Below are 24,994 nucleotides of genomic sequence, written 5' to 3'. Positions count from 1 at the left end.
GTGGTACGGGGCTCAGGCCCCGGTGCCGCCCCCGCCCGGAACGCCTGCGGCGGAGGTCATGACGTCGTCGATGAGGCCGTACTCCTTGGCCTCGTCCGCGGAGAACCAGCGGTCGCGGTCGGAGTCGTGGGTGATCCGCTCGACGGTCTGACCGGTGTGGAAGGCGGTCAGCTCCGCCATCCGCTTCTTGGTGTGCAGCAGCCGCTCGGCGTGGATCTTGATGTCCGACGCGGAACCCGCCAGGCCGGCGGAGGGCTGGTGGATGAGGATCTCGGCGTTGGGCAGCGCGAAACGCTTGCCCGGGGTGCCAGCGCTCAGCAGGAACTGGCCCATCGAAGCGGCCAGGCCCATGGCGATCGTCACCACATCGTTCTTGATGTACTGCATGGTGTCGTAGATCGCCAGGCCGGCCGAGATCGAGCCGCCCGGGGAGTTGATGTAGAGGAAGATGTCCTTGTCCGGGTCCGCGGCCAGGAGAAGCAGCTGCGCGGTGATCTTGTTGGCGATGTCGTCGTCGACCGGCTGGCCGAGGAAGATGATCCGCTCGCCGAGCAGCCGGTTGTAGACCTGGTCGCCGAGGCCACCGAAGGTCGGCTCAGCGGCGGCGGAAGGCATCGGGATCGTCACGTGTCCACCTGCTCGTTGTCGGACGGTACGAGACCGTCTCAGCGTCGTCTGCCGGGGCCTGGGGATCTGCGCCGTGTCGTTGCCCCGGCGCGTTCAGCAACTCCCCTGCCCTCGTATCTACGGACCCTAACGCGCAGGTCGGACAACGCCATCCCGCTTTGAGAACTGTTCGCTGTGAGCGCAGGCTCACGGGCCGGTACCACCACGGGCCCGAACACGCAGACGTGCGCGTTCGGGCCCGTGGTCAGGGAGTGCGGGAGCGAGCCTGGGCTCAGCCCTCGTTCTTCTGCTCGGCCTCGGCCACCTCGGTGCCCTCGGCCTCGGCGACGACGGTCTCGGCCGTCTCGTCCTCGTCGTCGAGGTCCAGGACCTCGCCGTTGGTGTCCTTGACCGTGGCGGCCTCGACGACCACCGCGAGCGCCTTGCCGCGGGCGACCTCGCCGACGAGCATCGGCACCTGGCCACCCTCGACGACGGCCTGCGCGAACTGGTCGGGGGACATGCCGGAGGACTGCGCGCGGCGCATGAGGTGCTCGGTGAGCTCCTCCTGGCTGACGTTCAGCTTCTCCTTGTTGACCAGCTCATCCAGGATGAACTGGGTCTTGATGCCCTTCTCCGCCTGCTCCTTGGTCTCGGCGTCGAACTCTTCCTCGGTCTTGCCCTGGATCTCCAGGTACTTGGCGAGGTCGAGGCCCATCTGGCCGAGCTGGTGGTTCACCAGGTTGTGCTTGCGGGTCTCGATCTCGTCCGCGAGCAGCTTCTCGGGGATCGGCACCTCGACGAGCTTGAGCAGCTCGTCCAGGACCTTCTCCTGAGCCTGGGTGGCCTGGTCGTACTTCTTCATCTGCGCGAGGCGCTTGCTGCTGTCGGCACGCAGCTCTTCGAGCGTGTCGAACTCGCTGGCCAGCTGCGCGAACTCGTCGTCCAGCTCGGGCAGTTCGCGGGCCGCGACGGCGGTGACGGCGACGGTGACCTCGGCCTCCTTGCCCTGGGCCGAGCCGCCCTTGAGCTCGGAGGTGAAGGTGGCGCTGCCGCCGGCCTCGACACCCTTGACGGCCTCGTCGATGCCGTCCAGCAGCTCGCCGGAGCCGACGGTGTAGCTGACGCCCTGGGCGACGCCGTCCTCCAGGACCTCGCCGTCCACCTTGGCTTCGAGGTCCAGCGTCAGGACGTCGCCGTCCTGGGCCGCGCGCTCGACCGGGGTGGTCGATGCGAAGCGCTCACGCAGCTGCTCGACGGACTTGTCGATGTCCTCGTCCGACACCTCGGTGGCGTCGACCTCGACCTCGATACCGGAGTAGTCCGGGATCTCCAGGGCGGGGCGGATGTCGACCTCGGCGGTGAAGGCCAGCAGTTCGCCGTCCTTCAGCTCGGTGATGTCGACCTCGGGCTGGCCGAGGACGTTCAGCTCACCCTCGTTGACCGCCTCGGTGTAGAACTTCGGGAGCGCGTCGTTGACGGCCTCCTCCAGCACGGCGCCACGGCCGAACCGCTGGTCGATGACGCGGGCAGGGATCTTGCCCTTGCGGAAGCCCTTCACCGTGACCTGCTGGTTGATCTTCTTGTACGCCGCGTCGAGGCTGTCCTTGAGCTCCTCGAAGGGCACCTCGACAGTGAGCCGAACCCGGGTCGGGTTCAGGGTCTCCACGGCGCTCTTCACGGTTCGGTCTCCTTGGGGCTGACTTCTGGGGTTCTGCTTGAGATCTTCCGGTACCCGATGATGCGGGCCCCGGTCGATCGCGCCCGGTACAGAGACACACGGGCACGCAGCTTGCATAGTAACCGCAAGCAGGATGGCAGCCATAACGTGATCTTGCGCGGCCGTCCGGCGGCGGCCGGCTCCCGGGGAGCCGGCCCTGCGAACGTACGCGGTACTACTGGTCGGGGTGGCCGGATTCGAACCGACGACCTTCCGCTCCCAAAGCGGACGCGCTACCAAGCTGCGCCACACCCCGTCGGTGCGACACGTAGGGTACATGGCCGATGGTGCTCCGGCTGCCAGTTATCGGGCCGCCGGTATCCGGTGTGCGGGAGGCCGCCCCGACCCGCTACGATGCACTGCGTGCCGAGATCCGAGCGATCTGTGGCGCTTGCGGGCGTAGCTCAATGGTAGAGCCCCAGTCTTCCAAACTGGCTACGCGGGTTCGATTCCCGTCGCCCGCTCTCACGAAGGGAACCCCAGGCCGGACGGTCTGGGGTTCTTCGTTTTTCCTGGGCTCTCCTGGGCTCTCCGGGATTTTCCGGGGCACGGGCGGGAGGCCGTCGGCCGTCACGTCACGGTGTGCGCGGGACTGCCCGGGGCCGGCCGGGCTCATTAGGGTGACCGGCATGGAGATCTGGATCAACCCCGCGTGTTCCAAGTGCCGTTCCGCCGTGGAGCTGCTCGACGGCGCAGGCGCGCAGTACACCGTGCGCCGCTACCTGGAGGAGCCGCCGAGCGCGGCGGAACTCCGCGCCGTACTGGGGCGCCTGGGGCTCGAACCGTGGGACATCACGCGGACGCAGGAGGCCGAGGCGAAGGAGCTGGGACTCGGGGCGTGGGAGCGCTCGGATGCCGGGCGGGAGCGGTGGATCGAGGCGCTGGCCGCGCATCCCCGGCTGATCCAGCGGCCGATCATCACCGCGGACGACGGATCGGCGGTGGTCGGCCGCAGCGGCGATGCCGTGCGGGACGCGCTGGCCAGGGGTGCGGGCGACGGGCCGGCCGAGGGCTGACATCCGGCCGGGGCCGGGCCGCGAGCGGGTCCGGTCCCGGAGGCCGGCTGACGGCTTCGGGGTGCGGGCCCTAGAAGGTGATGTGGTTGATGGTGTCCGCGAGGGAGTTGAAGAACCGGTTTATCGAGGGCGCCATGCCGGTGGAGGCCAGGAAGAAGCCGAAGAGGATGGCGACGATCGCCGGACCCGGCTTGATCGTTTTCCCGCGGATCAGCACGATCAGCACGATCCCCAACAGCAGCACCACTGACAGCGAAAGAGCCACAACTGATCACACCCTCGGTCGGAACGCCTCACCGGCCCGGGAAGCGTGCAACCGCGCACCCCCCGCTGGCACCATCGTGCCACCAAGTGACTTCCCACTGCATACGGGTGACGAATCATCGGCCAACGCTTTGCCCGCTTCATGCCGTTGACGGATGAAGCGGACGAACGAAGCGGGCGGGCGGCGGGTTCGGCGGGGTGCGACAAGGTGCCAGCAAGAGGGCAGTGCGACGGCCGGACGGGCACCGTACGGCGCGGCCGGGGCGGAAGGAACGCCGGCAACCACGGTGCGGATAAAACGGCCTGATCATTTCGCTGCGCATGGCTGGTAAGTGACGTACCGCGCGGCGCCGTTCAGGCTGCGCATCCGGCCACTCCGCCCGGTACGGGCGGCGGCGCATTCCCGTTCCGTGGCGTGGATCACGGCCACGGCGGCATTCCGGGTCGCGGACACAGCAGCTGGGAAGTGGACATTCCCTCCGGGGCACCCGCAGGGCATATGACCCGTTTAAGCCGGACGAAGTGGCGCAAAAGGGCGCTCCTGGCGTCGAGTTACCCACGCCGGAGGCGGGTGTTTCCGTGAGTAATACGAATCGATCATGATTCAACCGTGCGGAGTTTCCCTGCGATACCTGGGGAAATAGCGAATAACCGGAAGACGGTTTTACGCATTCGACGGTTCACCACTATGGTGCCTCAAATGTTTCACGCTGCCCCGAACCCTCGACGTGAACTCCCTGCGGCCAGGGAGCCGGCGGGCACGGACCGGGCGGTGCGCACGGCGCAACCGACGGGCGTGCCGGAAGCCGCACCGAAGCCCGCACCGACCGCAGGCCGGGACGCCTTCTTCGACAACGCGAAGTACCTGGCCATCGTCCTGGTGGCGATGGGGCACGCGTGGGAGCCGCTGACCGACGGCAGTCGCGCCGCCGAGGCGCTCTACATGGCCGTCTACGCCTTCCACATGCCGGCGTTCATCATCATCTCCGGCTATTTCTCGCGCAGTTTCGACATGCGCAAGGACCGCCTCCAGCGGCTCGTCACCGGCGTCGCCGTCCCGTACATCCTCTTCGAGGTGGCGTACACCTTCTTCAAGCGATGGGCCGACGACACTCCGGACCAGCCGATCAGCCTGCTCGACCCCTGGTTCCTGACGTGGTTCCTGGTGGCCCTGTTCATCTGGCGGCTGACCACACCGCTGTGGAAGATCGTGCGCTGGCCCGTCCCGCTGGCGCTGACCATCGCCGTGCTGGCGTCCGTGTCACCGGAGATCGGCGACGATCTGGACCTCCAACGGGTGCTGCAGTTCCTGCCGTTCTTCGTGCTGGGTCTGTGTCTGCGGCCCGAGCACTTCCGGATGGTGCGGCGGCGCGCGGTGCGCATCGCCGCGGTGCCGGTCTTCGCGGCCACGTTGGTCATCGCGTACTGGGCCGCGCCCCGGATGACGTCCGCGTGGTTCTACCACCGGGACAGTGCGCAGGAACTGGGCACCACCTGGTGGGCCGGTGCGGTGATGACCCTCGCGCTCTTCGGCTGCTCGCTGGTGCTGGTGGCGTGCTTCTACTCCTGGGTGCCCACGCGGCACAGGTGGTTCACGGTGCTGGGCGCCGGCACGCTGTACGGCTATCTGCTGCACGGTTTCCTCGCCAAGGGCGCCCGGTTCTGGGGCTGGTTCGACCACCCCTGGGTGCACACCCCGCTCGGCGAGATCGCGGTCACCGTGATCGCCGGTGCCGTGGTGACGGCGCTGTGCACCCCACCGGTCCGTAAGGTCTTCCGCTTCGCGATGGAGCCGACGATGGCCTGGGCCTTCCGCAAGGACCCGGTGGAGGCGGCCGGGCGGCGGACCGCCTCGTAGCCGGCCGCCGATATCGGATCGCGCCCGGCGGTCGCCCGCTGCCACGCTTCCGTCATGGACAACGCAGAGGTGCTGCTCATCGGCGGACGTGCCGGTGTCGGCAAGACGACGGTGGGCTGGGAGGTTTCGGCGTGCCTGCGCGCCGGGACGGTGGCCCACGCGGTCATCGAGGGCGACTTCATGGGCCAGGCGCATCCGGCGCCGGACGGCGATCCGCACCGTGCGGAGATCACCGAGAGCAATCTGACGGCGGTGTGGGCGAACTTCGCCCGGCGCGGGTACCGCCGCCTGATCTATACGAACACCGCGAGCGTGCTGCCCGAGACGGCCGGGATGTTCGAGCGGGCCATGGGGGCTGACGTGCGGATCGTGCGGGTCCTGCTCACCGCGTCGGACGCCACCGCGGAGGAACGGCTGACCGGCCGGGAGCGCGGTTCGGAACTGGAGCGGGAACTGCGCAACAGCGCCCGCAAGGCGCGCATCCTGGATGAGCGGGCGCCCGCTGACACCGTGCGGGTGGTGACGGACGGGCGGTCCGTCACGGACATCGCGCGGGAGGTCGTGGCGGCCACCGGCTGGGCGGCGGGCGCTTGAACTGCCGGTGCTGGGGCTGCCTGTGCTCGCCCGGCGCTCCGGGAGGCCGACGCGGCGCACTGGCCGCGGCTCCACCTCCGGTGAACGGCCCTATGCGTCCCGGCAGATGAGCAGCAGCGCCCGGTCGTCGTTGACGTCCTTGGCGACCGCCTCGATCAGATGCCAGGCGGCACCGGTGAAGCCGCCCGCGACATAGCGGTCGGCCTCGCCGGTCAGCCGGTCGATGCCCTCGGTGAGGTCCCGGTCGGCGGACTCGACCAGGCCGTCGGTGAACATCATCAGCACGTCGCCGGGGCGCAGCCGGCCCTTGACCGGGTCGAACTGCGCCCCGTCGTAGACCCCGAGGAGCGGGCCCGTCCCCGTCTTCTCCTCCCAGCGGCCGGTGCCTGCGCTGAGCTGGAGGGCGGGGAGGTGTCCCGCGGAGAGCAGTTCGTAGTCGCCCGACTCCAGGTCGAGGACGAGGTGGATGGAGGTGGCGAAGCCCTCGTCCCAGTCCTGGCGCAGCAGGTAGCCGTTGGCCGCGGGCAGGAAGCCGTGCGGCGGCAGTGAGCCGAGCAGGCCGCCGAACGCGCCGGAGAGCAGCAGTGAGCGGGAGGCCGCGTCCATGCCTTTGCCGGAGACGTCGGTCAGCACGACTTCCAGGATGTTGCCGCCCTGGGTGCGGGAGGCCACGACGAAGTCGCCGGAGAAGGACTGCCCGCCGGCCGGGCGCAGCGCCATCTCACGGTGCCAGCCCTGCGGGAGCCGGGGCAGTTTGCTCTGCACCCGGATCCGTTCGCGCAGGTCGAAGAGCATGGTGCCGCCGCGCCGCCAGGGCACACCGACCCGGCTGCGGAACTGCGCGATCAGCAGCCCGAAGAGCCCGACGGCGGCGACCACCAGGACCGTGCCGGGGGTGATCCGGTCGGGCCCCTCGTCGTAAGGGCCAAAGAGGACGGCCTCGACGATCAGGGCGGCGGCCGACGTGCCGTACAGGGCGAGGAGGTTGGCGGGCCGCAGCAGCAGTCCGCCGGCGATCACCGGCAGGACCAGGGCGGTCGGGCCGACCCACTGCGGGTGCCAGAGGGTGGCCGCGGCGATGGCGGGGACGGAGATCAGCAGCGCGACCAGCGCGAGCCAGTCGGAGCCGTCGCCGCGGAAGTAGTCGACCCCGGTCTTGCGCACGCCGATGCGGGCCCGGTGCAGCGCCTTGTGCAGCCGGGCCGTCACGGGTTCTGCTCCCGGGCGGCGTGCCATTGCTCTGGGACCTTATCCACCCGTTCGGCGGCGCGTCGATTCGTCGGACCTCACCAAGGGCGAATGCCGGGAAATGCCGTTCGAAATACGGTCGCGCGGCCGGAGAGCGTCCTGCTAGGGATGGCTTATGACGACAGAGTTGCGGATGTTGCGACCGGAGGAATGGGACGGCTGGTTCGGGAAGGTGGAGCTGGCCTTCGGGGGCGTCGGGGAGGCCCCGGAGGAGCGGGCTCTGTGGCAGGAGCTGACCGAGGCGGAGCGCTCGATCGCCGCCTGGGACGAGGGCGAGATCGTCGGGACGGCCGGCGCCTTCTCGTTCGGGCTGACCGTGCCGGGCGGCGCTTCGGTGCCGGCGGCCGGGGTGACGATGGTCAGTGTGCAGCCGACGCACCGCAGGCGCGGGGTGCTGCGCTCGATGATGCGGCGGCAGTTGGACGACGTACGGGAGCGCGGCGAGGCGCTGGCCGTGCTGACGGCGTCGGAGGGGTCGATCTACGGGCGGTTCGGCTACGGCGCGGCGACGCTGGAGATGCGTCTGGATGTCGACACGCTGCGGCTGGCGCCCCCGGACGTGCCGGGCGCGGACGGCGTGCGGCTGCGGCTGGCCGATCCGGTGAAGGCGCTGGCGGACTGCGAGCGGGTGTACGCGCGGACGGTGGCCGCCAGGCCCGGGATGCTCGCCAGGCAGCCGGGCTGGGAGCGTCTTGCGGTCCTCGATCCGGAGCGCGACCGGAACGGGAAGGGCAGGCTCCAGTGTGTGCTGGCCGAGGTGGACGGCGAGGTCAGGGGCTACGCGCGGTACGCCGTCGAGCCGCGCTGGAACAGCGAGGGGGCGCACGGCGCGGTACAGCTGCAGCACATCGCCGCCCCCGACCCCGAGGTGTACGCCGCGCTGTGGCGCTACCTGTTCGGGATCGACCTGACCTCGTCGGTGGCGGCGCACACCCTCCCGGTGGACGATCCGGTGCTGCATCTCGTCGCGGACATGCGGCGGTGCGGCATCCGGCTCCGGGACGATGCGTACGTCCGGACGGTGGAGGTCGGCGCCGCGCTGGCGGCGCGGACGTATCAGCGCCCGGTGGACGCGGTGCTTGAGGTCTCCGACGCGTTCTGCCCGTGGAACGAGGGCCGCTGGCGGCTGACAGGCGACGAGCGGGGCGCGGTCTGCGAGCGGACCACGGACGCGCCCGATCTGGCCCTGTCCGCACGGGAGTTGGGCTCGGCGTATCTGGGCGGGTTCACGCTGTCGGAGCTGGCGGCGGCGGGCCGGGTGCGGGAGCTGCGGCCCGGCGCGCTGCGGGCGGCGTCGGTGGCGTTCGCTTCGGACGTCGCGCCGTGGCTGCCGCACGGGTTCTGACGTGGTGCGGCCGGCGCCGTGGGACGCGGGCGGGCTCAGAGTGCCTGTCGTGTGGATCAGTTCGCGAGCCCGGCCTGATCCGCACGGCGGGCCCTAACCGCGTCCGGCGGTGGCCGGCTGGCAGGTGGGGCACCAGAAGAGGTTGCGGGCGGCGAGTCCCGCCGTTCTGATCTCGCTGCCGCAGAGGTGGCAGTGCTGGTGGGCGCGGCGGTAGACGTACACCTCGCCGCCGTGGTCGTCGACCCGCGGCGGGCGGCCCATCGCCTCGGGCAGGTGCTCGGGGCGCACGGTGTCGATCCGGTTGTGCCGTACTCCCTCGCCCATCAGGTACACCAGGTCGGCCCAGACGGCGTCCCAGGCGGCGCGGGTGAGGTCGCGGCCCGGGAGGTAGGGGTCGATGCCGTGCCGGAAGAGGACCTCGGCGCGGTAGACGTTGCCGACACCGGCGATGATCTTCTGGTCGAGCAGCAGCGCGGCGATCGTCGTGCGGCTGCGGGTGATCCGGCGCCAGGCGCGCTCCCCGTCGTCGGCGGGGCGCAGCGGGTCGGGCCCGAGCCGGTCGTGTATCGCCTGCTTCTCGGCGTCGGTGATCAGGGCGCAGGTGGTGGGGCCGCGCAGGTCGGCGTGGTGGGCCTGGTTGGCCAGGCGCAGCCGGACGGTGTCGGTGGGCGGCGGCGCGGGGGCGGTGCCGAAGCCGAGCTTGCCGAAGAGGCCGAGGTGGATGTGGATCCAGCCGACCGGGCCGAAGCCGAGGAAGAGGTGCTTGCCGTGCGCCTCGGCGGTCTCCAGGATCTGTCCGTCGACGAGCGCGGCGCCGTCGGCGAACTTCCCCTGCGGGCTGCCGGCCCGCACCGGGCCGCCCTCGAAGCGGTCGAGGTGGTCCAGCGCGAGGCGGTGGATCGTGTGCCCCTCGGGCATCGGGGTGTCCTCCGGTGAGCGCGCCCGCTCCCCCGGTGGCCGGGGAAGCGGGCGGATGGCGGTGGGGGTTGACTCAGCCCTGCGGGTGGTGGGCCGGGATGGGGGGCAGTTCGCCGGTGGTCTCGTAGGCGGAGAGCATGTCGATGCGGCGGGTGTGCCGCTCCTCGCCCGAGTACGGGGTGGCGAGGAAGATCTCGATGAACTTCGTCGCCTCCTCGACCGTGTGCATCCGGCCGCCGACGGAAATGACGTTGGCGTTGTTGTGCTCGCGGCCGAGCTTGGCGGTCTCCTCGCTCCAGGCCAGTGCGGCCCGTACGCCCTTGACCTTGTTGGCGGCGATCTGCTCGCCGTTGCCCGAGCCGCCGATCACGATGCCGAGACCGTCCGGGTCGGCGGCCGTCTTCTCCGCGGCACGGAGGCAGAACGGCGGGTAGTCGTCCTGGGCGTCGTAGAGGTGCGGACCGCAGTCGACGGGCTCGTGGCCCTGGGCCTTGAGCCACTCGACGAGGTGGTTCTTGAGGTCAAAACCTGCATGGTCGGAGCCGAGATACACGCGCATGGCATGAGTGTGGCACGAGGAATGCGACAGTGTGGCGCCGGGGCTTCGTACAAATGACAGGGGAGTTTCAGCCAGTCTTCATACAGCTGAACAGGAACGACAACGATCCGGATTCGGATCTTCCTAAGCAGTCGCCCCCGCGGGTCTAATGCGGGGACTCGAAACCGAGAACCACTGAAGGACGGTGCATATGGGCACGCACCCGCCTACCACGGACGGGCTTCAGGCAGGACTCAAGAATCGACATCTGTCGATGATCGCCATCGGCGGTGTCATCGGCGCAGGCTTGTTCGTCGGCTCCGGCGCCGGTATCCACGCCGCAGGACCCGGCATCCTGCTTTCTTACGCACTGACCGGATTGCTGGTCGTGCTCGTCATGCGGATGCTGGGTGAGATGGCCGCGGCCTCCCCCACTTCCGGTTCATTCTCCGCGTACGCGGACAAGGCGCTCGGCCGCTGGGCCGGGTTCACCATCGGCTGGCTGTACTGGTTCTTCTGGTCGGTCGTGCTGGCCGTCGAGGCGACCGCAGCCGCCGCCATTCTCACCAACTGGGTGCCGGCCGTCCCGCAGTGGGCCTGGGCTCTGCTGGTGATGATGGTCCTGACCGGCACGAACCTGATCTCGGTCGGCTCGTTCGGCGAGTTCGAGTTCTGGTTCGCCGGCATCAAGGTCGTCGCGATCGTCGTCTTCATCGTCGTCGGCGCGCTGGCGATCTTCGGACTGCCGCCGGGCGACGAGGCGGTCGGTCTGTCGAATCTGACCGGGCACGGCGGGTTCCTGCCGAACGGACCAGGGGCGATCCTCTCCGGCATGCTGCTGGTGGTCTTCTCCTTCATGGGCAGCGAGATCGTCACCCTGGCGGCCAGCGAGTCGCCGAACCCGGTGAAGGCGGTCCGCAAGGCCGTCAACAGCGTCATCTGGCGGATCGCGATCTTCTACCTCGGCTCGATCGCGGTCATCGTGACGCTGCTGCCGTGGAACGACCCGAAGCTGGACGCCAGCCCGTACGTCGCGGTGCTGGAGTCGCTGAAGATTCCGTACGCCGGGACCGTGATGGACGTCGTGGTGCTGACCGCGGTGCTGTCCTGTCTGAATTCGGGTCTTTACACCGCTTCCCGGATGGCTTTCTCGCTGGGTGAGCGCGGGGACGCCCCGAAGTCCTTCGCCAAGGTGAACAAGGGCGGTGTGCCGGCCGTCGCGATCTGGGCTTCGGTCGCCTTCGGCTTCATCGCGACGATCTTCAGCTACACGTCGAAGGACACCATCTTCCAGTTCCTGCTGAACTCGTCGGGCGCGGTCGCCCTGTTCGTGTGGCTCGTCATCTGCTTCTCGCAGCTGAAGATGCGCAAGGTCATCGAGCGGGACATGCCGGAGCGGCTGACGGTGCGGATGTGGCTGTACCCCTGGCTGACGTACGCGACGATCGGGCTGATCCTGTTCGTCGTGGGCTACATGTTCTACGACCCGGACGGCCGCAAGCAGATGGTGCTGTCCGTCGTCGCCGCCGTGGTCGTGCTGGCCGTCGGCCTGATCCTGGACCGGCGCCGACCGCGGGAGAGCGCGGTATCGGCCGGCGGCGGTGCGGAGATCGGACCCCAGGGCGGCGCGCCTGCCGCGGAGGCCGTACCCGCAGTGGACACGGAGGCCAAGGCCGCCGACCGGGCATGACCGTCGCGGTGCGCCGCGCACGGCGCACCGCGACGCAAACACAGCAGTAACGGGCCGGGCCCCGCAGTCACCGAGTGGTGAGTGCGGGGCCCGGCCCGTTGCGTGCGCGGGACGGCGCCTGTCAGCCGCGGCGGCCGGCCAGCTTCCACGCGGCGGGCAGCGCGCCCATCGCGAGGGCGGCCTTGAGCGCGTCGCCGATGAGGAACGGGACCATGCCGGCGGCCAGCGCCTGCCCGAAGGACATGCCCGTGCTGAGCGCGAGGTAGGGGACGCCGACGCCGTAGACCAGCGCGAGGCCGGCCACCATCGTGCCGGCCGTGCGCAGCGCACCACGGTCGCCGCCGCGACGGGCCAGCGCGCCCACGACGGTGGCGGCCAGCAGCATGCCCAGGACGTAGCCGAAGGTGGCGCCGCCAGGACCCGACTTGGCCTCGGCGAACCACGGCATGCCGGCCATGCCCACCAGCGCGTACAGCGCCATGGACGCGAAGCCGCGGCGCGCGCCGAGCGAGGCGCCGACGAGGAGGGCGGCGAAGGTCTGCCCGGTCACCGGGACCGGGGAGCCGGGGACCGGGACGGCGATCTGCGCCGCGACACCGGTGAGCACGGCGCCGCCCGCCACCAGCGCGGCGTCACGGACGCGGGCGCGGGAGGCGGTGGCGGCGGGCAGGAGATCGGCGAGGACCGCACCGGGACGAGTGAGAGCGGCAGTGCTCATCAGGACTCCGCGAAGTGTGAGAGGGATCCGGGACAGGACAGGACCCGATGGACGTTAGTCCAGCGGGCCACCGGCGATCATCGTGTGTCGGTGACAAAGCGGCACCGGCCCGCTTGGAGCTTCCGGACATCGTCCAGAGGGCCGGGCCCGGCCGGTCCCGGTGACGTCTTCGCAGGTCGCGTGATGCTCGTCACGACGTGGGCGCCGATTGTCCGGACGTTTTGTGGTAGTCGCGTGCTTGCGGGGAAACTGAGGTGCAGCTGTCAGGACCCCGCGGCGTCCCGCGGGGTTTGTGCCGAATCACCTTGCGAGAGTACGAGCCCATGCATGACGCACCGACCGCCGCCGGGAAGCCCCCTCTCGGCGACGGAGCCGGCGAGCGAGAACCGCTGTCAGCGGGGCTCAAGCAGCGCCACCTGACCATGCTCGGCCTGGGCGGGGTGATCGGCGCAGGACTGTTCGTGGGGTCGGGCGCGGGCATCGCGGTGGCCGGGCCCGGCATCGTGCTGTCGTATCTGATCGCCGGTGCGCTGGCGATGCTGATCATGCGGATGCTCGGTGAGATGTCGGCGGCGATGCCGGCGTCCGGCGCGTTCTCGGTGCACGCGGAGCGGGCGCTGGGCCGCTGGGCGGGGTTCAGCGTCGGCTGGCTGTACTGGTTCCTGCTGGTCGTGGTGCTGGCCGTGGAGGCGACCGGCGCGGCGCAGATCGCCAACGGCTGGCTGCCCGCGGTGCCGCAGTGGGGCTGGGTGCTGATCTTCATGGTCGTCTTCACGGCGGCCAACCTCGCGTCGGTGAAGAACTTCGGTGAGTTCGAGTTCTGGTTCGCGACGCTCAAGGTCACCGCGATCGTGCTGTTCCTCGTGCTCAGTCTGCTGGCGGTGTTCGGCGTGCTGCCCGACACCGAACCGATCGGCCTGACCAACCTCACCGGGCAGGGCGGCTTCCTGCCGCACGGCTGGTCCGGTGTGGTCTCCGGCGTGCTGGCCGTGGTCTTCGCGTTCGGCGGCCTGGAGGTGGTCACCATCGCGGCGGCCGAGTCGGACGACCCGGCGCGTGCGGTGGGCCGTGCGGTGCGCAGCGCGGTGTGGCGCATCCTCTTCTTCTACGTCGGCTCGATGCTGGTGATCGTCACGCTGCTGCCGTGGTCGTCGATGGAGCCGGGCAAGAGCCCCTACGTCGCGGTGCTGGATCACATCGGGATCCCCGGTGCCGGCCAGATCATGAACATCGTGGTGTTCGTCGCGCTGCTGTCGGCGCTGAACGCGAACCTCTACGGCTCGTCGCGGATGGTGTTCTCGCTCGCCGAGCGGGGTGAGGCGCCGCGGGCGCTGCTGAAGGTGTCGGGCGGCGGGGTGCCGCGCCGGGCCGTGCTGGCCTCGGTGGCGTTCGGCTTCGTCTCGGTGCTGCTGAATCTGAAGTGGCCGGATTCGGTCTTCCTCTACATGCTCAACGCGGTCGGCGCGGTGCTGCTGTTCGTGTGGGGGCTGATCGCGGTCTCGCAGCTGCGGCTGCGCCCGCGTATCGAGCGGGAAGCGCCGCAGACGCTCACCCTGCGGATGTGGGCCTTCCCCTGGCTGACCTGGGCGGCGCTGGCCGCGATGGCGGCGGTGCTGGTGCTGATGCTGACCGATGACGCGGCCCGTCCGCAGCTGCTGTGGTCGGCGGGGGCCACCGCGGCGGTACTGGCCGTCGCCGGGGTGCGGGAGCTGCGGGGGCGGGCGAGCCGGTAGGCGCGGCTTGTCGTGGCATATCACGATGAGCCGGATACGCACGGTCACGATCGCGTCTGAATAGCGAACATTCGATGCACGCCTGTTGCCCTCAGCGGACACCGCCACTCAAACTGAGCGCGCTTCGCCGAGGACCCTCGGTGTTCGCGGCGTCGGCGGGGGCTTGACGACCTGCCGTTGCGGTAGGGGGTCCAGGGGGCCGCGCGGCGGCGGATCCGTACCGGTCGCAGCCCCTGGGAGCACGCACCAACGCCCGCTCCGCTCTCACCTACTGGGACAGGTACGACATGAATCGGACACCCTCGTCCGCCTCGCCCGCGCGCGAGCAGGCCGACGCGGTCCCGGACAGCGACGGCGGCGCCCCGCTGTCCAACGGCCTCAAGCAGCGTCATCTGTCGATGATCGCCCTGGGCGGCGTGATCGGCGCCGGACTGTTCGTCGGCTCCCGCGAAGGCATCGCCGCCGCGGGCCCCTCGATCGTGCTCGCCTACGCGGTGTCCGGCGGCCTGGTGATGCTCGTGATGCGGATGCTCGGTGAGATGGCCGCGGCCAACCCGGCGTCCGGCTCCTTCTCCGTGCACGCGGGACGCTCGATCGGCTCCTGGGCCGGCTTCACGGCCGGCTGGATGTTCACCGCGCTGCTGTGCGTGGCGGTGGCGGCCGAGGCGATCGGCGCCGCCGACGTCATGACCCAGTGGTTCCCCGGCACCGAGCCGTGGATGTGGGTCCTGCTGTTCATGCTGGTCTTCTGCGGGGCGAACCTCGCGGCGGTCAGCAACTTCGGCGAGTTCGAGTTCTGGTTCGCGACGCTCAAGGTCGCCGCGATCGGCATCTTCCTGATCCTGGGCCTGCTCGCCATCTTCGGCGTCCTGCCGGGCACCGAAGCGCCGGGCGCCTCGCACCTCACCGGTGACGGCGGCTTCCTGCCCAAGGGTGCCGACGGCCTGATGGCCGGCCTGCTGGCCTCGGTGTTCGCGTACGGCGGCCTGGAGACGGTGACCATCGCGGCGGCCGAGTCCAAGAACCCGGTCCGCGGCGTGGCCGGCGCGGTGCGCACCGCGATGTGGCGGATCGCCCTCTTCTACGTCGGCTCGATGGCGGTCATCGTCACCGTCATCCCCTGGAACGACCCCTCGATCGCCAAGAGCGGTCCGTACGTCGCGGTCCTCGACTACCTGAAGATCCCGGCGGCCGGCCAGATCATGAACGTCGTCATCCTGGTGGCGCTGCTGTCCGCGATGAACGCCAACATCTACGGCTCGTCGCGGATGGCGTACTCGCTGACCGTGCGCGGCCAGGGGCCGAAGTTCCTGGGCAAGGTCGGCGGCGGGGTGCCGCGCCGCGCGGTGGTCCTGTGCTCCGCGTTCGGCTTCCTCGCCGTGCTGTTCAGTTTCTGGTGGCCCACCACCGTCTTCCAGTGGCTGCTCAACATGGTCGGCGCGGCGGTCCTGGTGGTCTGGGGCTTCATCGCCGTCGCCCAGCTGCGGATGCGCCGCCGGCTTGAGCAGGAGGCGCCGGAGAAGCTGGTCGTCAAGATGTGGGCCTTCCCGTATCTGACGTGGGTGGCGCTGGCCGGTGTCCTGGTGGTGCTGCTGCTGATGCTGCGGGACGAGAACCAGCGCATCCAGCTGCTGTTCACCGGCGGGTTCGCGGTGGTGCTCGCGGTGATCGGGCTGCTGCGGGCGCGGGCGGGGAAGACGCGGGAGACGTCGTCGGAGCCGCCTGCCGCCGGATAGCCGCGACCGCTTGACGCACTGCCACACGAGGCGGGGCGGGACCTCCATCCGAGGTCCCGCCCCGCCTCGGTCTTTGGGACCGGACAGGTTGCCCTTACCAGATCCGTGATCACTTCTGCTGGTAGCGTGGCGACCGTTCCTGCACATCTATTGCAATAAAGATCTGTTGCAATAGGACGGCGTAAGCAGTTGGAGAGGCTCGGGCATGGCGACCTACACACTTCCGGAACTTCCGTACGACTACTCGGCGCTGGCCCCGGTCATCAGCCCCGAGATCATCGAACTGCACCACGACAAGCACCACGCCGCGTACGTCAAGGGCGCGAACGACACCCTTGAGCAGCTCGCCGAGGCGCGCGACAAGGAGCAGTGGGGCGGCATCAACGGCCTGGAGAAGAACCTCGCCTTCCACCTCTCCGGCCACATCCTCCACAGCATCTACTGGCACAACATGAGCGGTGACGGCGGCGGCGAGCCGGACGCGAAGGACGGCGTGGGCGAGCTGGCCGACGCCATCGCGGAGAGCTTCGGCTCGTACGCCGGCTTCAAGGCGCAGCTGACGAAGGCCGCGGCCACCACGCAGGGCTCCGGCTGGGGCGTCCTCGCCTACGAGCCGGTCACCGGCCGCCTGATCGTCGAGCAGATCTACGACCACCAGGGCAACGTCGGGCAGGGCTCCGTGCCGATCCTGGTCTTCGACGCCTGGGAGCACGCCTTCTACCTCCAGTACAAGAACCAGAAGGTCGACTTCATCGAGGCCATGTGGCAGGTCGTCAACTGGCAGGACGTGGCCAAGCGGTACGCGTCCGCCAAGGAGCGGGCGAACAACCTGCTGCTGGCGCCGTAACGGCGCACCGCGCGTCCTGCCTCGTGATCGTCTTCTCAACCTTCATGCGGCAGGCGGAATAACGGCAAGGCCCCACGAGGACGTGACTCGTGGGGCCTTGCCCCTGTGCGGGGACCGCGGCGTCAGTCGAAGACCGGTCCTGCCGTCCGGGTCCGCTTGATCTCGTAGAAGCCGGGGATGGACGCGACCATCAAAGTGCCGTCCCAGAGCTTCGCGGCTTCCTCGCCCTTGGGGGCCGGGGTGACGACGGGGCCGAAGAAGGCGATCTGCTCGCCGTCGGCGCCGGGGACCGCGATGACCGGGGTGCCGACCTCCTGGCCGACCAGGTCGATGCCCTCCTTGTGGGAGGCGCGCAGCTGCTTGTCGTACGCGTCGGTGTCCGCGGCTTCGATGAGGGAGGCGGGCAGCCCCGCGTCCTGAAGGGCCGCCACGATCGCGTCGCGGCTCTGGCCGAGGCCCTGGTTGTGGATACGGGTGCCGAGCGCGGTGTACAGCGGGCCGAGCACCTCGCTGCCGTACTGCTGCTCCGCTGCGATGCACACCCGGACCGGGGCCCAGGAGCTGCCGCCGGGGCGGATCCGCTCGCGGTAGCTCTCCGGCATCTCGTCGATCCGGTTCTCGTTGAGCACCGCCAGGCTCATGACGTGCCAGCGGACCTCGACCGGGCGGACCTTCTCCACCTCCAGCATCCAGCGGGAGGTCATCCAGGCCCAGGGGCACACCGGGTCGAACCAGAAGTCGGCGGGGGTCTTCGCGGATTCGGACACGTGATCTCCTCGGTGAAGGTGCGTAACGGCTTCAACAGATCGGCGAACGCTTCAACACAGGGCCGCCGTGCCATGATTCCCGTGTTCGATATTCGAGACGAGGGCGAAGGAGTCACGTCGTGCCAGGTGAGAATCTGTCCCGGGACGAGGCGCGCGAACGGGGCCGGCTGCTGAGCGTCGACGGCTACGACGTGTCGCTGGACGTCAGGTCCGCGGTGCGGGCCGAGGACACGTTCCGGTCCCTGACGACCATCAGGTTCCGGTGCAGCGAGCCGGGCGCGAGCAGCTTCGCCGACCTGCTGGCGCCTTCGGTGACGTCCGTGACGCTCAACGGCCGGGTCCTCGACCCGTCGGCGGTGTTCGACGGGACGCGGATCGCGCTGGACGGGCTGGCCGCCGAGAACACCCTGGTCGTCGACGCGCAGTGCGCCTACAGCCGTACCGGAGAGGGCCTGCACCGGTTCATCGACCCGGAGGACGGCGAGGTCTACCTCTACACCCAGTACGAGCCTGCCGACGCGCGGCGAGTCTTCACCACCTTCGAACAGCCGGACCTGAAGGCCCCGTTCACCTTCGACGTGACGGCGCCGGAGAGCTGGGTGGTGCTCAGCAACGGCGCGGAGGAGGGCCGGCCCTCGGCGGGCAAGCACCGGTTCGCGACCACGCAGCCGATCTCCACGTACATCACCGCGGTGGTGGCCGGGCCCTACCACTACGTCGCCGACACCTACCGGCGGACGTTCGACGACGGCAGCGAGCTGGAGATTCCGCTGGGCGCGCTGTGCCGCAAGGGCCTCGCCCGGCACTTCGACGCCGACGACGTCTTCACCGTCACCAAGCAGGGCCTGGACTTCTTCCACGACCACTTCGACTACCCGTACCCGTTCGGGAAGTACGACCAGGCGTTCGTGCCGGAGTACAACCTCGGCGCGATGGAGAACCCGGGCTGCGTGACGTTCCGGGAGGAATTCATCTTCCGGGGGAAGGTGACCGAGGCGGCGTACGAGCACCGGGCCAACGTCATCCTGCACGAGATGGCGCACATGTGGTTCGGCGACCTGGTCACCATGCAGTGGTGGGACGACCTGTGGCTCAAGGAGTCGTTCGCGGACTTCATGGGCTCGCTCTCGATGGTGGAGGCGACCCGCTTCCGCGACGGCTGGATCACCTTCGCCAACCGCCGCAAGTCCTGGGCCTACCGCGCCGACCAGCTGCCGTCGACGCACCCGGTGACGGCGGACATCCGTGACCTGGAGGACGCCAAGCTCAACTTCGACGGCATCACCTACGCCAAGGGCGCGTCGGTGCTCAAGCAGCTCGTGGCGTACGCCGGGCGGGACGCCTTCCTGGAGGGCGCGCGCCGGTACTTCAAGCGGCACGCCTACGGCAACACCCGGCTGTCCGACCTGCTGTCGGTGCTGGAGGAGACCTCAGGGCGCGACATGGCCGCCTGGTCGCGCGCCTGGCTGGAGACCGCGGGTGTCAACGCGCTGACCCCGCAGGCCACCTACGACGCGCAGGACCGGATCACCGAGCTGAGCATCCTCCAGGAAGCGCCCGCCTCGCACCCGGAGCTGCGCCCGCACCGGGTCGCGGTGGGCCTCTACCGGCGGCAGGACGCCGACGGCACGCTGGTGCGCTACGCGCGGGCCGAGGTGGACGTGACCGGTCCGCGGACGATGGTGCCGGAACTGGCAGGCACCGAGCGGCCCGAGCTGATCCTCGTCAACGACGACGACCTGACGTACTGCAAGACCCGGTTCGACGAGGGATCGCTGGCCACGCTGCGCGCCCGGCTCGGCGAGCTGACCGACCCGCTGGCCCGCGCGCTGTGCTGGGCGGCGCTGTGGGGCCTGACCCGGGACGGGCTGATGCCGGCCCGTGACTACCTGGACCTGGTGCTGCGGTTCGCCGGCCAGGAGACCGACATCGGCGTCCTCCAGTCGCTGCACACCCAGGCACAGCACGCGCTGGACCTGTACACAGCACCGGAGCACCGGGACACCGCGGCCCGCGCCCTGGCCGAGGGCGCGCTCCGCGAGCTGCGGCAGGCCGAACCCGGCAGCGGCCACCAGCTGGCCTGGGCACGCCACTTCGCCGCCGTCGCCTCGACCGCCGCCGACCTCCAGCTGCTCCAGGGCCTGCTGGACGGCACCGCGAAGATCGACGGCCTCGACGTGGACCAGGAGCTGCGCTGGACGTTCCTCCAGCCGCTGGTCGCGCACGACGCCGACGACACGGGGGTCGTCGACGCCGAGCTGGCGCGCGACGACACCGCGTCCGGCAAGCGGCACCAGGTCCGCTGCCTGGCCTCCCGCCCGTCGGCCGACGTCAAGGCGCGGGCCTGGGCGGACGTGGTGGAGTCCGACACGCTGTCCAACGCGCTGGTGGAGGCGACGATCAGCGGGTTCGCGCAGCCGGGCCAGCGGGAGCTGCTGGCGCCTTACGGGGCGCGGTACTTCGAGGCGATCGAGCGGGTGTGGCAGGAGCGCTCGATCGAGATCGGGATGGTCGTGGTGCGCGGCCTCTTCCCGTCCTGGCAGGTGACGCAGGAGACGCTGGACGCGGCGGACGACTGGCTGACCGGGCACGCCGGTGCGGCGCCCGCGCTGCGCCGGATCGTGTCGGAACAGCGGGACGACCTGGCGCGTGCGCTGCGCGCACGGACCTGTGACGCGGCGGCCGGCGAGCGGCGGTGACCCGGGCCGTACCTGTCCCTTTCGGCAACCGAACACCCGTACTCAAGTACAGGGATGTCCTGGTCCTGCCACGGGTGTGTAACAACGGTTAGCAGGCGGGGCGGGGGCGGGAAAGTGCGGGACATGAACCACGACAGCCCGCTCTCCCCGCTCCCCCTCGCCGACACCCCGTGCCGGGTGCTGACCACGCGCCAGCTGCGTGAGCGGGGCGTATCGGCCGCCGATGCCGACGAGCACTGCCGGCCTGGCGGCCCCTGGCAGCAGGTCCTGCCCGGCGTCCATCTGCTGCACCCCGGGCCGCCGACCGCCGAGGAACGGCTGCTCGCCGTGCTGCTGTACGCGGCGCAGCGCGGGCCTTCGGTGCCCTGCCAGGGCGGCGGGGAGCGCCCCGCGCCCGAGGTGATGGTCACCGGTTTCGCGGCGCTCGCCCTGCACGGCCTGACGGCCGCTCCCCCGCTGTCGGCCCTGGAGCGCATCGATGTGCTGGTGGCCGCCACCCGGCGGCTGCGCTCGGCCGGCTTCGCCCGGGTCGTACGGTCCGCCGGACTGCCGGTCCCCGAGGAGATCACCGGACTGCCGGTGGCGCCGCTCCCGCGGGCGCTGGCGGACGCCGTGGCGCAGCTGTCCGACGCGGCGTCGGTCCGGCGGCTGCTGGCCTGCGCGGTGCGCGACGGGCACGGTGCGGCGGGCGCGGTGCTCGCCGAGCTGGAGCGGGCGGGTCTGACGGCCGAGCCGCAGGTGGCGGACGCGGTGGACGTGCTGCTCGCCGAGGGCAGGGCGGTGGCCGAGCGGCAGCTCTACGCGATGGTGGCGGACCACGGTCTGCCGGATCCGGTGTGGAACGTCGACCTGCGGATGCCGGGCGGCCCGCACCTGGGCAGCGTGGACGCGTACTGGCCCGAGCACTCGGTGGCCCTGGAGATCGAGAGCGTGGCGCCGCACCGGGACGACGACCTGCCGGACCCGGCCCCTGACCGCACCCGCGCGCACCTGGAGCGGCTGGGCATCACGGTCGTCCGCTGCGCACCGCACACGCTGCACGAGACCCCGCGGGACCAGGCCGTGGTGGTGCGGACGGCGCTGATGGCGGCGGCCGACCGGGAGCCGGGGGCCTATGTGGTGGTGCTGCCCCGCTAGACCGTGTCACGTCTGGATGCGGTAGACCACGTTCCGGCGCAGCGGTCCTGCGGGGGCTTCGGGGTCGTCGAAGTCGTCGGCGGGATCCCGGGTCATGCCGAGCCGCTGCATCACCGCTCGGGAGCGGAGGTTGGTGGCGGTGGTGATGGCGAGGATTTCGGAGAGTCCGAGGGTCTCGAAGCCGAAGTCCAGGGCGGCGCGGCCGGCCTCGGTGGCGTAGCCGTGGCCCCAGGCCCGGCGGGCCAGCCGCCAGCCGGCTTCCACTCCGGTGAACGGCAGCCCTTCGTCCACCCGGTCGAGGCCGGCGAAACCGATGAACTCTCCGGTGGCGCGCACTTCGACGGCCCACCACCCGTAGCCGCGTGCCGCGAAGTCGGCCTGGAAGCGCGCCACCGAGGCGTCGCTCTGCTCCCGTGTGAGGAGGTCGCCGAGGTGGGCGCGGACATCGGGGTCGGCGTTCAGCGCCGCCCAGGGCGCGAGGTCGGCCGGCCGCCAGTGGCGGAGTACGAGGCGTTCGGTGTGCAGTTCGGGCATGCCACAAGCCAACGCGGAATCGGGCCGGGTTGTCGATGCCTTTTCCCGTCGGCCGCCCGGCCTGCGGCGGGACGGATCAGCCGCGCCTGAGCAGCAGTTCCACGTTGCGGTCGGCGGGGTTGCCCGCCAGGTCCGTGCGGGCCCCGGGGGTGTTGCAGGACAGCTCGCGGTAGAGGGCGGCCAGGCCGGTCTGGGAGAGGTCGGCGAAGTCGGTCCTGGCCGGTGCGGCCGACTCGATCAGGGTGGTGAACAGGGACAGGGTGCCGTCGTGGTTGTCCGTCAGCTCGATGACGCGGGCGAGTTGCGGGAAGTCGATGTGCGAGGCGGTGGAGATCTCCCAGAAGCCGGGGTGCGGGACGATCGCGTTCTTGTGGGTGTGCCCGTTGATCCAGGCCACGACGGAGGGGTGGGCGGAGAGCAGGTCGATCAGCTCGGCGCCGGTGTGCCGCCGTTCGTCCGGGCGGGACGGGTCGGGGCGGGTGTTGTCCATGCTCGTGCCGGTGTGGTGGCTGAAGACCATGACGTGCGCGTTCGCGTGTCGCTCGTTGTCCCGCAACGTCCGCTTCAGCCAGGCGAGTTGGCCGTCGCCGATGGATCCGGTGTAGTGGCCGGCCGGGTCGGTGGTGTCCAGGCTGATGCCGAGGACGTCGTCGGAGATCCGGAAGGCGTAGTACAGCCGGTCGTCGTCGAGGTGGGCGGCGGTGTAGCCGTGGCCGTGCGGCCCGGGGCCGGTGCGTGCCGGGTCGAGGTGGGCGGCGAGGTACTCGGCGCGGGTGAAGGGCGCGCGCCGCTCGTCGGGGGTGACCTGCCTGGCCTTCTTCGCCTGCGACGCCAGCAGCGCCTTGAAGTCGGTGCCCTTGGGGTCGAGGCCCTTCCTGACGGCCTTCCAGACCTGCGCGGCGCGGTCGGCGGGCAGCGTCTCCAGTTTGCGTTCGCCGGTGGCGATGCCGGTGAAGAAGGGGTCGCCGGGTGCGTAGCAGCCGCCGGGCAGCGAGTCGTGGTTGCCGACGGTGGAATACCAGGGCATCCGCAGTCCGGGGCTGTGCAGGGTGCGGATGGCGGCGTCGAGGAAGCCGTGCAGGTGCGGGAAGCCGCGCTGCTTGTCGGCGTCGCGCAGTGCGCGGTCCGGCTGCCAGTAGAGGGTCAGGCCGCTGTCCTGGACGCCTTCGTAGCGGCGCGGGTCACCGGAGTTGGGGGTGATCCGGCCGCCGCTCATGGCGGTGAGGAACCAGTCGAGTTCGAGGCGGGAGTTGTTGTCGGTGTTGTCGCCCGTGGTCATCACGAACGACAGCGGGGCGCCGGTCGCGGGGCCGCCGGGCAGCGCGTTGACCCGCTCGATCAGCGAGACCACCCCGGCGACGGACAGCGCCTCCTGGGGCCGCCAGGCGCTCGCGGTCTCGGAGCGCAGGTACTCGTAGCGCAGCGGGCTCTGCACGTCGACCAGGTGCAGGTCGGTGAACTGGACGAAGGAGGCGAGCGCGGTGCGCCGGTCCTCGCGGCCCCGATGCGCGCCGGCCAGGTCGGAGCGGACCAGACGCGGCCAGGCCGGGCCTTCGGCGAGCCTGCGGTAGCCCGTACCGCGCGGGGTGGCGACACCCGCGAGGGTGGTCCCCCGGGTGTACGGGACGCCGGGGACGGCGGGTGCGTCGACGGGTACGGGCGCGGCGGGTGCCGGGCCCGGCGCCGGTGCGGCGGCGGCGGGCCGGTCGCCGCCGCCGAAGGCGAGGCCGAGGCCGGCGGCGGCCCCGGCGGCTCCGGTGGCGGCGAGGAAGGCACGGCGGTCGAGAGCGGAGGCGGCGGACCGTATACGGGACATGCGCGAACTCCCCGAGTGCGTACGCGAAGGCGGCCGGCAGCACAACTGCCGTGTCACTGGGGATCGTTGGCAGCGGGGATGACCTGGACGTGAACACCACCGCAACGCCGGTGGCCCATCACCGCACAGGGATCACGCCGCCGCCGGGCGGTCACGGGGTGCTGCGCCGATGGGCGGGCGCGGGTCACCGGGAGTTCATCTGCCGGGGTAGCAGGGTGCGTGCCGGGGGGCGGGGCGCACCGCCGCCCGACGCGTACTACCCGCCGGAGCGGGCGGGCGGCACCGGTTCGCTCCAGCGCAGCGGGCTGCCCGCGTCGGTCGCCACCACCGCCGTCACGTCGAAGTCGACGACCCGCCGGGCGCCGGGGAAGGCCGCCACCCGTGCGGCCGACCAGTCGGTGCGGGCCAGGCCGGTCAGCTGGAGCAGGTCGCCGGTGGCCCAGTCGGCGAACAGCAGCCCGGCCTGCGGGCGCAGCTCCAGATTGCCCAGCGCGGCGAACATCGCGTTCCCCGGCCGGTCGGGCCAGGTCAGCCGGGTGGGCGAGGTGGCGGTGACGAAGCCGGACGGGCCGCCGCGGTGGCCCGCGTCGGCGGCGCCCGCGGGGTCGGCGGTGGCGAGGTAGAAGGTATCGGCCGCGGCGACCGTGCGCCGCTGCGCCTCGGTCAGCGCCGTGCCCCGCCATGTGCGGGCCGTACGGGCACCGGGCGCGTCGGGGGCCGCGGGCGGCAGCGGCCTGCGGGGGCGCAGCCGGGCCGGGCAGTTGGGGAAGACCTGTCCGGTGGCGAGGGCGAGGCCGCGCGGGGTGGGCCTGGCCGTTCCGTTGAGCCGCAGCCTGCGGCGGGTGCGCACGTCCAGGGCGAGGGTGCCGAGCGGCAGCGGTCCTGCGGCGAACGCGGCGGCGAGCGGGTCGCCTTCGGGCGGGCGGGCCGCGACGGACAGGGTGTGCGGCCCGGTGGCGCGCAGGAAGCCGGGCGGGCCGGTGAGCTGGGAGCACCACAGCCGGTCCGCGCCGTCGGCCGCGGCGATCACCAGCTGGGTCTGGAGGCCGAGGAAGACGGCGGCGATCTCGCCGATGCCGCTGCCGATGGAGCGTCCGATGCGGTCGGCCCGCTCGGTCTCCCCGGCCCGGCGCTGCACCGCCCGCTCCCCCTCGTGGTAAGGACCGCTCACCGTCATGGCTCTCCTCGCCCCGTCGCCGCCGCGGCCTCG

Annotated in this window: 21 protein-coding genes and 2 tRNA genes; 11 read left to right on the top strand and 12 right to left on the bottom strand. The window is 70.9% G+C overall.

Annotation, left to right across the window (positions count from 1 at the left end; genetic code table 11):
- Nucleotides 1-12: 12 nt before the first annotated feature.
- From ACIBK8_RS04995 to ACIBK8_RS04985, 3 genes are all read right to left on the bottom strand, one after another.
- Entirely contained in the window at nucleotides 13-615 is a 603-nt protein-coding gene (locus tag ACIBK8_RS04995) for an ATP-dependent Clp protease proteolytic subunit (protein ID WP_227045204.1), read from the bottom strand.
- Between the two features lie 283 nt (nucleotides 616-898).
- Nucleotides 899-2,287 (bottom strand): trigger factor, encoded by a 1,389-nt coding sequence (gene tig / locus ACIBK8_RS04990; RefSeq protein WP_393689557.1) that lies wholly within the window; start codon nucleotides 2,285-2,287, stop codon nucleotides 899-901.
- A gap of 218 nt (nucleotides 2,288-2,505) precedes the next feature.
- Nucleotides 2,506-2,582: transfer RNA gene (locus ACIBK8_RS04985), tRNA-Pro, on the bottom strand.
- A 137-nt stretch (nucleotides 2,583-2,719) separates the two neighbouring features.
- Here ACIBK8_RS04985 and ACIBK8_RS04980 point away from each other — a divergent pair.
- Both ACIBK8_RS04980 and ACIBK8_RS04975 read left to right on the top strand, forming a co-directional pair.
- Nucleotides 2,720-2,790 (top strand) — tRNA-Gly (locus ACIBK8_RS04980).
- Nucleotides 2,791-2,955: 165 nt separating this feature from the next.
- Nucleotides 2,956-3,342 carry an arsenate reductase family protein gene (locus tag ACIBK8_RS04975; RefSeq protein ID WP_399040133.1) on the top strand — a complete coding sequence of 129 codons (387 nt, stop codon included), beginning with the start codon at nucleotides 2,956-2,958 and terminating at the stop codon, nucleotides 3,340-3,342.
- Between the two features lie 70 nt (nucleotides 3,343-3,412).
- Here the strand turns inward: ACIBK8_RS04975 and ACIBK8_RS04970 are convergent, their stop codons facing one another.
- Complete coding sequence (locus ACIBK8_RS04970; protein WP_030283919.1) at nucleotides 3,413-3,607, bottom strand: hypothetical protein; 195 nt, start codon at nucleotides 3,605-3,607, stop codon at nucleotides 3,413-3,415.
- Nucleotides 3,608-4,294: 687 nt separating this feature from the next.
- Here ACIBK8_RS04970 and ACIBK8_RS04965 point away from each other — a divergent pair.
- Nucleotides 4,295-5,464, top strand: a complete 1,170-nt coding sequence (locus ACIBK8_RS04965; RefSeq protein WP_399040132.1) for an acyltransferase family protein — start codon at nucleotides 4,295-4,297, stop codon at nucleotides 5,462-5,464.
- A gap of 54 nt (nucleotides 5,465-5,518) precedes the next feature.
- A complete protein-coding gene (locus ACIBK8_RS04960) occupies nucleotides 5,519-6,058 on the top strand; it encodes an AAA family ATPase (protein ID WP_399040131.1) in 540 nt (179 codons plus the stop codon).
- A gap of 90 nt (nucleotides 6,059-6,148) precedes the next feature.
- Here the strand turns inward: ACIBK8_RS04960 and ACIBK8_RS04955 are convergent, their stop codons facing one another.
- Entirely contained in the window at nucleotides 6,149-7,294 is a 1,146-nt protein-coding gene (locus ACIBK8_RS04955; RefSeq protein ID WP_399040130.1) for a PP2C family protein-serine/threonine phosphatase, read from the bottom strand.
- 127 nt (nucleotides 7,295-7,421) lie between these two features.
- On the opposite strand from ACIBK8_RS04955, the gene ACIBK8_RS04950 reads away from it, so the two are divergent.
- Complete coding sequence (locus ACIBK8_RS04950; protein ID WP_399040129.1) at nucleotides 7,422-8,651, top strand: GNAT family N-acetyltransferase; 1,230 nt, start codon at nucleotides 7,422-7,424, stop codon at nucleotides 8,649-8,651.
- A 93-nt stretch (nucleotides 8,652-8,744) separates the two neighbouring features.
- On the opposite strand, the gene ACIBK8_RS04945 is transcribed toward ACIBK8_RS04950, so the two are convergent.
- On the bottom strand, nucleotides 8,745-9,569 hold the full coding sequence (locus tag ACIBK8_RS04945) for an Fpg/Nei family DNA glycosylase (protein WP_399040127.1): 825 nt from the start codon (nucleotides 9,567-9,569) through the stop codon (nucleotides 8,745-8,747).
- Nucleotides 9,570-9,642: 73 nt separating this feature from the next.
- Complete coding sequence (locus ACIBK8_RS04940; protein ID WP_393689573.1) at nucleotides 9,643-10,128, bottom strand: ribose-5-phosphate isomerase; 486 nt, start codon at nucleotides 10,126-10,128, stop codon at nucleotides 9,643-9,645.
- 190 nt (nucleotides 10,129-10,318) lie between these two features.
- On the opposite strand from ACIBK8_RS04940, the gene ACIBK8_RS04935 reads away from it, so the two are divergent.
- Nucleotides 10,319-11,797, top strand: coding sequence for an amino acid permease (locus ACIBK8_RS04935; protein ID WP_399040124.1), 1,479 nt, complete (start codon nucleotides 10,319-10,321; stop codon nucleotides 11,795-11,797).
- A gap of 121 nt (nucleotides 11,798-11,918) precedes the next feature.
- On the opposite strand, the gene ACIBK8_RS04930 is transcribed toward ACIBK8_RS04935, so the two are convergent.
- The gene (locus ACIBK8_RS04930; RefSeq protein ID WP_393689576.1) at nucleotides 11,919-12,515 is read right to left on the bottom strand and encodes a biotin transporter BioY; all 597 of its coding nucleotides are present in this window, start codon (nucleotides 12,513-12,515) and stop codon (nucleotides 11,919-11,921) included.
- 323 nt (nucleotides 12,516-12,838) lie between these two features.
- Here ACIBK8_RS04930 and ACIBK8_RS04925 point away from each other — a divergent pair, with 323 nt between their 5' ends.
- From ACIBK8_RS04925 to ACIBK8_RS04915, 3 genes are all read left to right on the top strand, one after another.
- Complete coding sequence (locus ACIBK8_RS04925) at nucleotides 12,839-14,248, top strand: amino acid permease (protein WP_399040123.1); 1,410 nt, start codon at nucleotides 12,839-12,841, stop codon at nucleotides 14,246-14,248.
- A gap of 287 nt (nucleotides 14,249-14,535) precedes the next feature.
- Nucleotides 14,536-15,984: an amino acid permease gene (locus tag ACIBK8_RS04920; RefSeq protein WP_399040121.1), complete on the top strand. Its 1,449-nt coding sequence runs from the start codon at nucleotides 14,536-14,538 to the stop codon at nucleotides 15,982-15,984.
- A 205-nt stretch (nucleotides 15,985-16,189) separates the two neighbouring features.
- The gene (locus tag ACIBK8_RS04915) at nucleotides 16,190-16,831 is read left to right on the top strand and encodes a superoxide dismutase (RefSeq protein ID WP_393689581.1); all 642 of its coding nucleotides are present in this window, start codon (nucleotides 16,190-16,192) and stop codon (nucleotides 16,829-16,831) included.
- Between the two features lie 122 nt (nucleotides 16,832-16,953).
- Here ACIBK8_RS04915 and ACIBK8_RS04910 read toward each other — a convergent pair whose 3' ends face one another.
- Nucleotides 16,954-17,598: a DsbA family protein gene (locus ACIBK8_RS04910; RefSeq protein WP_399040119.1), complete on the bottom strand. Its 645-nt coding sequence runs from the start codon at nucleotides 17,596-17,598 to the stop codon at nucleotides 16,954-16,956.
- A 119-nt stretch (nucleotides 17,599-17,717) separates the two neighbouring features.
- Between ACIBK8_RS04910 and pepN the strand changes: the two genes are divergently transcribed.
- Together pepN and ACIBK8_RS04900 are read left to right on the top strand one after the other, a co-directional pair.
- Complete coding sequence (gene pepN / locus ACIBK8_RS04905; protein WP_399040117.1) at nucleotides 17,718-20,297, top strand: aminopeptidase N; 2,580 nt, start codon at nucleotides 17,718-17,720, stop codon at nucleotides 20,295-20,297.
- A gap of 123 nt (nucleotides 20,298-20,420) precedes the next feature.
- Nucleotides 20,421-21,434, top strand: a complete 1,014-nt coding sequence (locus tag ACIBK8_RS04900) for a hypothetical protein (protein WP_399040116.1) — start codon at nucleotides 20,421-20,423, stop codon at nucleotides 21,432-21,434.
- Between the two features lie 6 nt (nucleotides 21,435-21,440).
- Here ACIBK8_RS04900 and ACIBK8_RS04895 read toward each other — a convergent pair whose 3' ends face one another.
- From ACIBK8_RS04895 to ACIBK8_RS04885, 3 genes are all read right to left on the bottom strand, one after another.
- Nucleotides 21,441-21,968, bottom strand: coding sequence for a GNAT family N-acetyltransferase (locus ACIBK8_RS04895; protein ID WP_399040115.1), 528 nt, complete (start codon nucleotides 21,966-21,968; stop codon nucleotides 21,441-21,443).
- A gap of 76 nt (nucleotides 21,969-22,044) precedes the next feature.
- On the bottom strand, nucleotides 22,045-23,784 hold the full coding sequence (locus ACIBK8_RS04890; protein ID WP_399040114.1) for a TIGR03767 family metallophosphoesterase: 1,740 nt from the start codon (nucleotides 23,782-23,784) through the stop codon (nucleotides 22,045-22,047).
- Nucleotides 23,785-24,040: 256 nt separating this feature from the next.
- The gene (locus ACIBK8_RS04885) at nucleotides 24,041-24,961 is read right to left on the bottom strand and encodes a pyridoxamine 5'-phosphate oxidase family protein (RefSeq protein WP_399040112.1); all 921 of its coding nucleotides are present in this window, start codon (nucleotides 24,959-24,961) and stop codon (nucleotides 24,041-24,043) included.
- Between the last annotated feature and the right edge of the window lie 33 nt (nucleotides 24,962-24,994).

It is taken from the genome of Streptomyces sp. NPDC050161, assembly GCF_044460025.1.
Taxonomy (GTDB): Bacteria; Actinomycetota; Actinomycetes; order Streptomycetales; family Streptomycetaceae; genus Streptomyces.
Note: the sequence above shows the minus strand (reverse complement) of the source record. Positions and strands in the feature narration are given on the sequence as shown.

Bases quoted from the DNA above. Each gene is read 5' to 3' on its own strand.
- ACIBK8_RS04995 (WP_227045204.1), bottom strand. From the start codon at position 615: ATGCCTTCCGCCGCCGCTGAGCCGACCTTCGGTGGCCTCGGCGACCAG.
- ACIBK8_RS04975 (WP_399040133.1), top strand. From the start codon at position 2,956: ATGGAGATCTGGATCAACCCCGCGTGTTCCAAGTGCCGTTCCGCCGTG.
- ACIBK8_RS04965 (WP_399040132.1), top strand. From the start codon at position 4,295: ATGGTGCCTCAAATGTTTCACGCTGCCCCGAACCCTCGACGTGAACTC.
- ACIBK8_RS04960 (WP_399040131.1), top strand. From the start codon at position 5,519: ATGGACAACGCAGAGGTGCTGCTCATCGGCGGACGTGCCGGTGTCGGC.
- ACIBK8_RS04955 (WP_399040130.1), bottom strand. From the start codon at position 7,294: ATGGCACGCCGCCCGGGAGCAGAACCCGTGACGGCCCGGCTGCACAAG.
- ACIBK8_RS04950 (WP_399040129.1), top strand. From the start codon at position 7,422: ATGACGACAGAGTTGCGGATGTTGCGACCGGAGGAATGGGACGGCTGG.
- ACIBK8_RS04945 (WP_399040127.1), bottom strand. From the start codon at position 9,569: ATGCCCGAGGGGCACACGATCCACCGCCTCGCGCTGGACCACCTCGAC.
- ACIBK8_RS04940 (WP_393689573.1), bottom strand. From the start codon at position 10,128: ATGCGCGTGTATCTCGGCTCCGACCATGCAGGTTTTGACCTCAAGAAC.
- ACIBK8_RS04935 (WP_399040124.1), top strand. From the start codon at position 10,319: ATGGGCACGCACCCGCCTACCACGGACGGGCTTCAGGCAGGACTCAAG.
- ACIBK8_RS04930 (WP_393689576.1), bottom strand. From the start codon at position 12,515: ATGAGCACTGCCGCTCTCACTCGTCCCGGTGCGGTCCTCGCCGATCTC.
- ACIBK8_RS04925 (WP_399040123.1), top strand. From the start codon at position 12,839: ATGCATGACGCACCGACCGCCGCCGGGAAGCCCCCTCTCGGCGACGGA.
- ACIBK8_RS04920 (WP_399040121.1), top strand. From the start codon at position 14,536: ATGAATCGGACACCCTCGTCCGCCTCGCCCGCGCGCGAGCAGGCCGAC.
- ACIBK8_RS04915 (WP_393689581.1), top strand. From the start codon at position 16,190: ATGGCGACCTACACACTTCCGGAACTTCCGTACGACTACTCGGCGCTG.
- ACIBK8_RS04900 (WP_399040116.1), top strand. From the start codon at position 20,421: ATGAACCACGACAGCCCGCTCTCCCCGCTCCCCCTCGCCGACACCCCG.
- ACIBK8_RS04895 (WP_399040115.1), bottom strand. From the start codon at position 21,968: ATGCCCGAACTGCACACCGAACGCCTCGTACTCCGCCACTGGCGGCCG.
- ACIBK8_RS04890 (WP_399040114.1), bottom strand. From the start codon at position 23,784: ATGTCCCGTATACGGTCCGCCGCCTCCGCTCTCGACCGCCGTGCCTTC.
- ACIBK8_RS04885 (WP_399040112.1), bottom strand. From the start codon at position 24,961: ATGACGGTGAGCGGTCCTTACCACGAGGGGGAGCGGGCGGTGCAGCGC.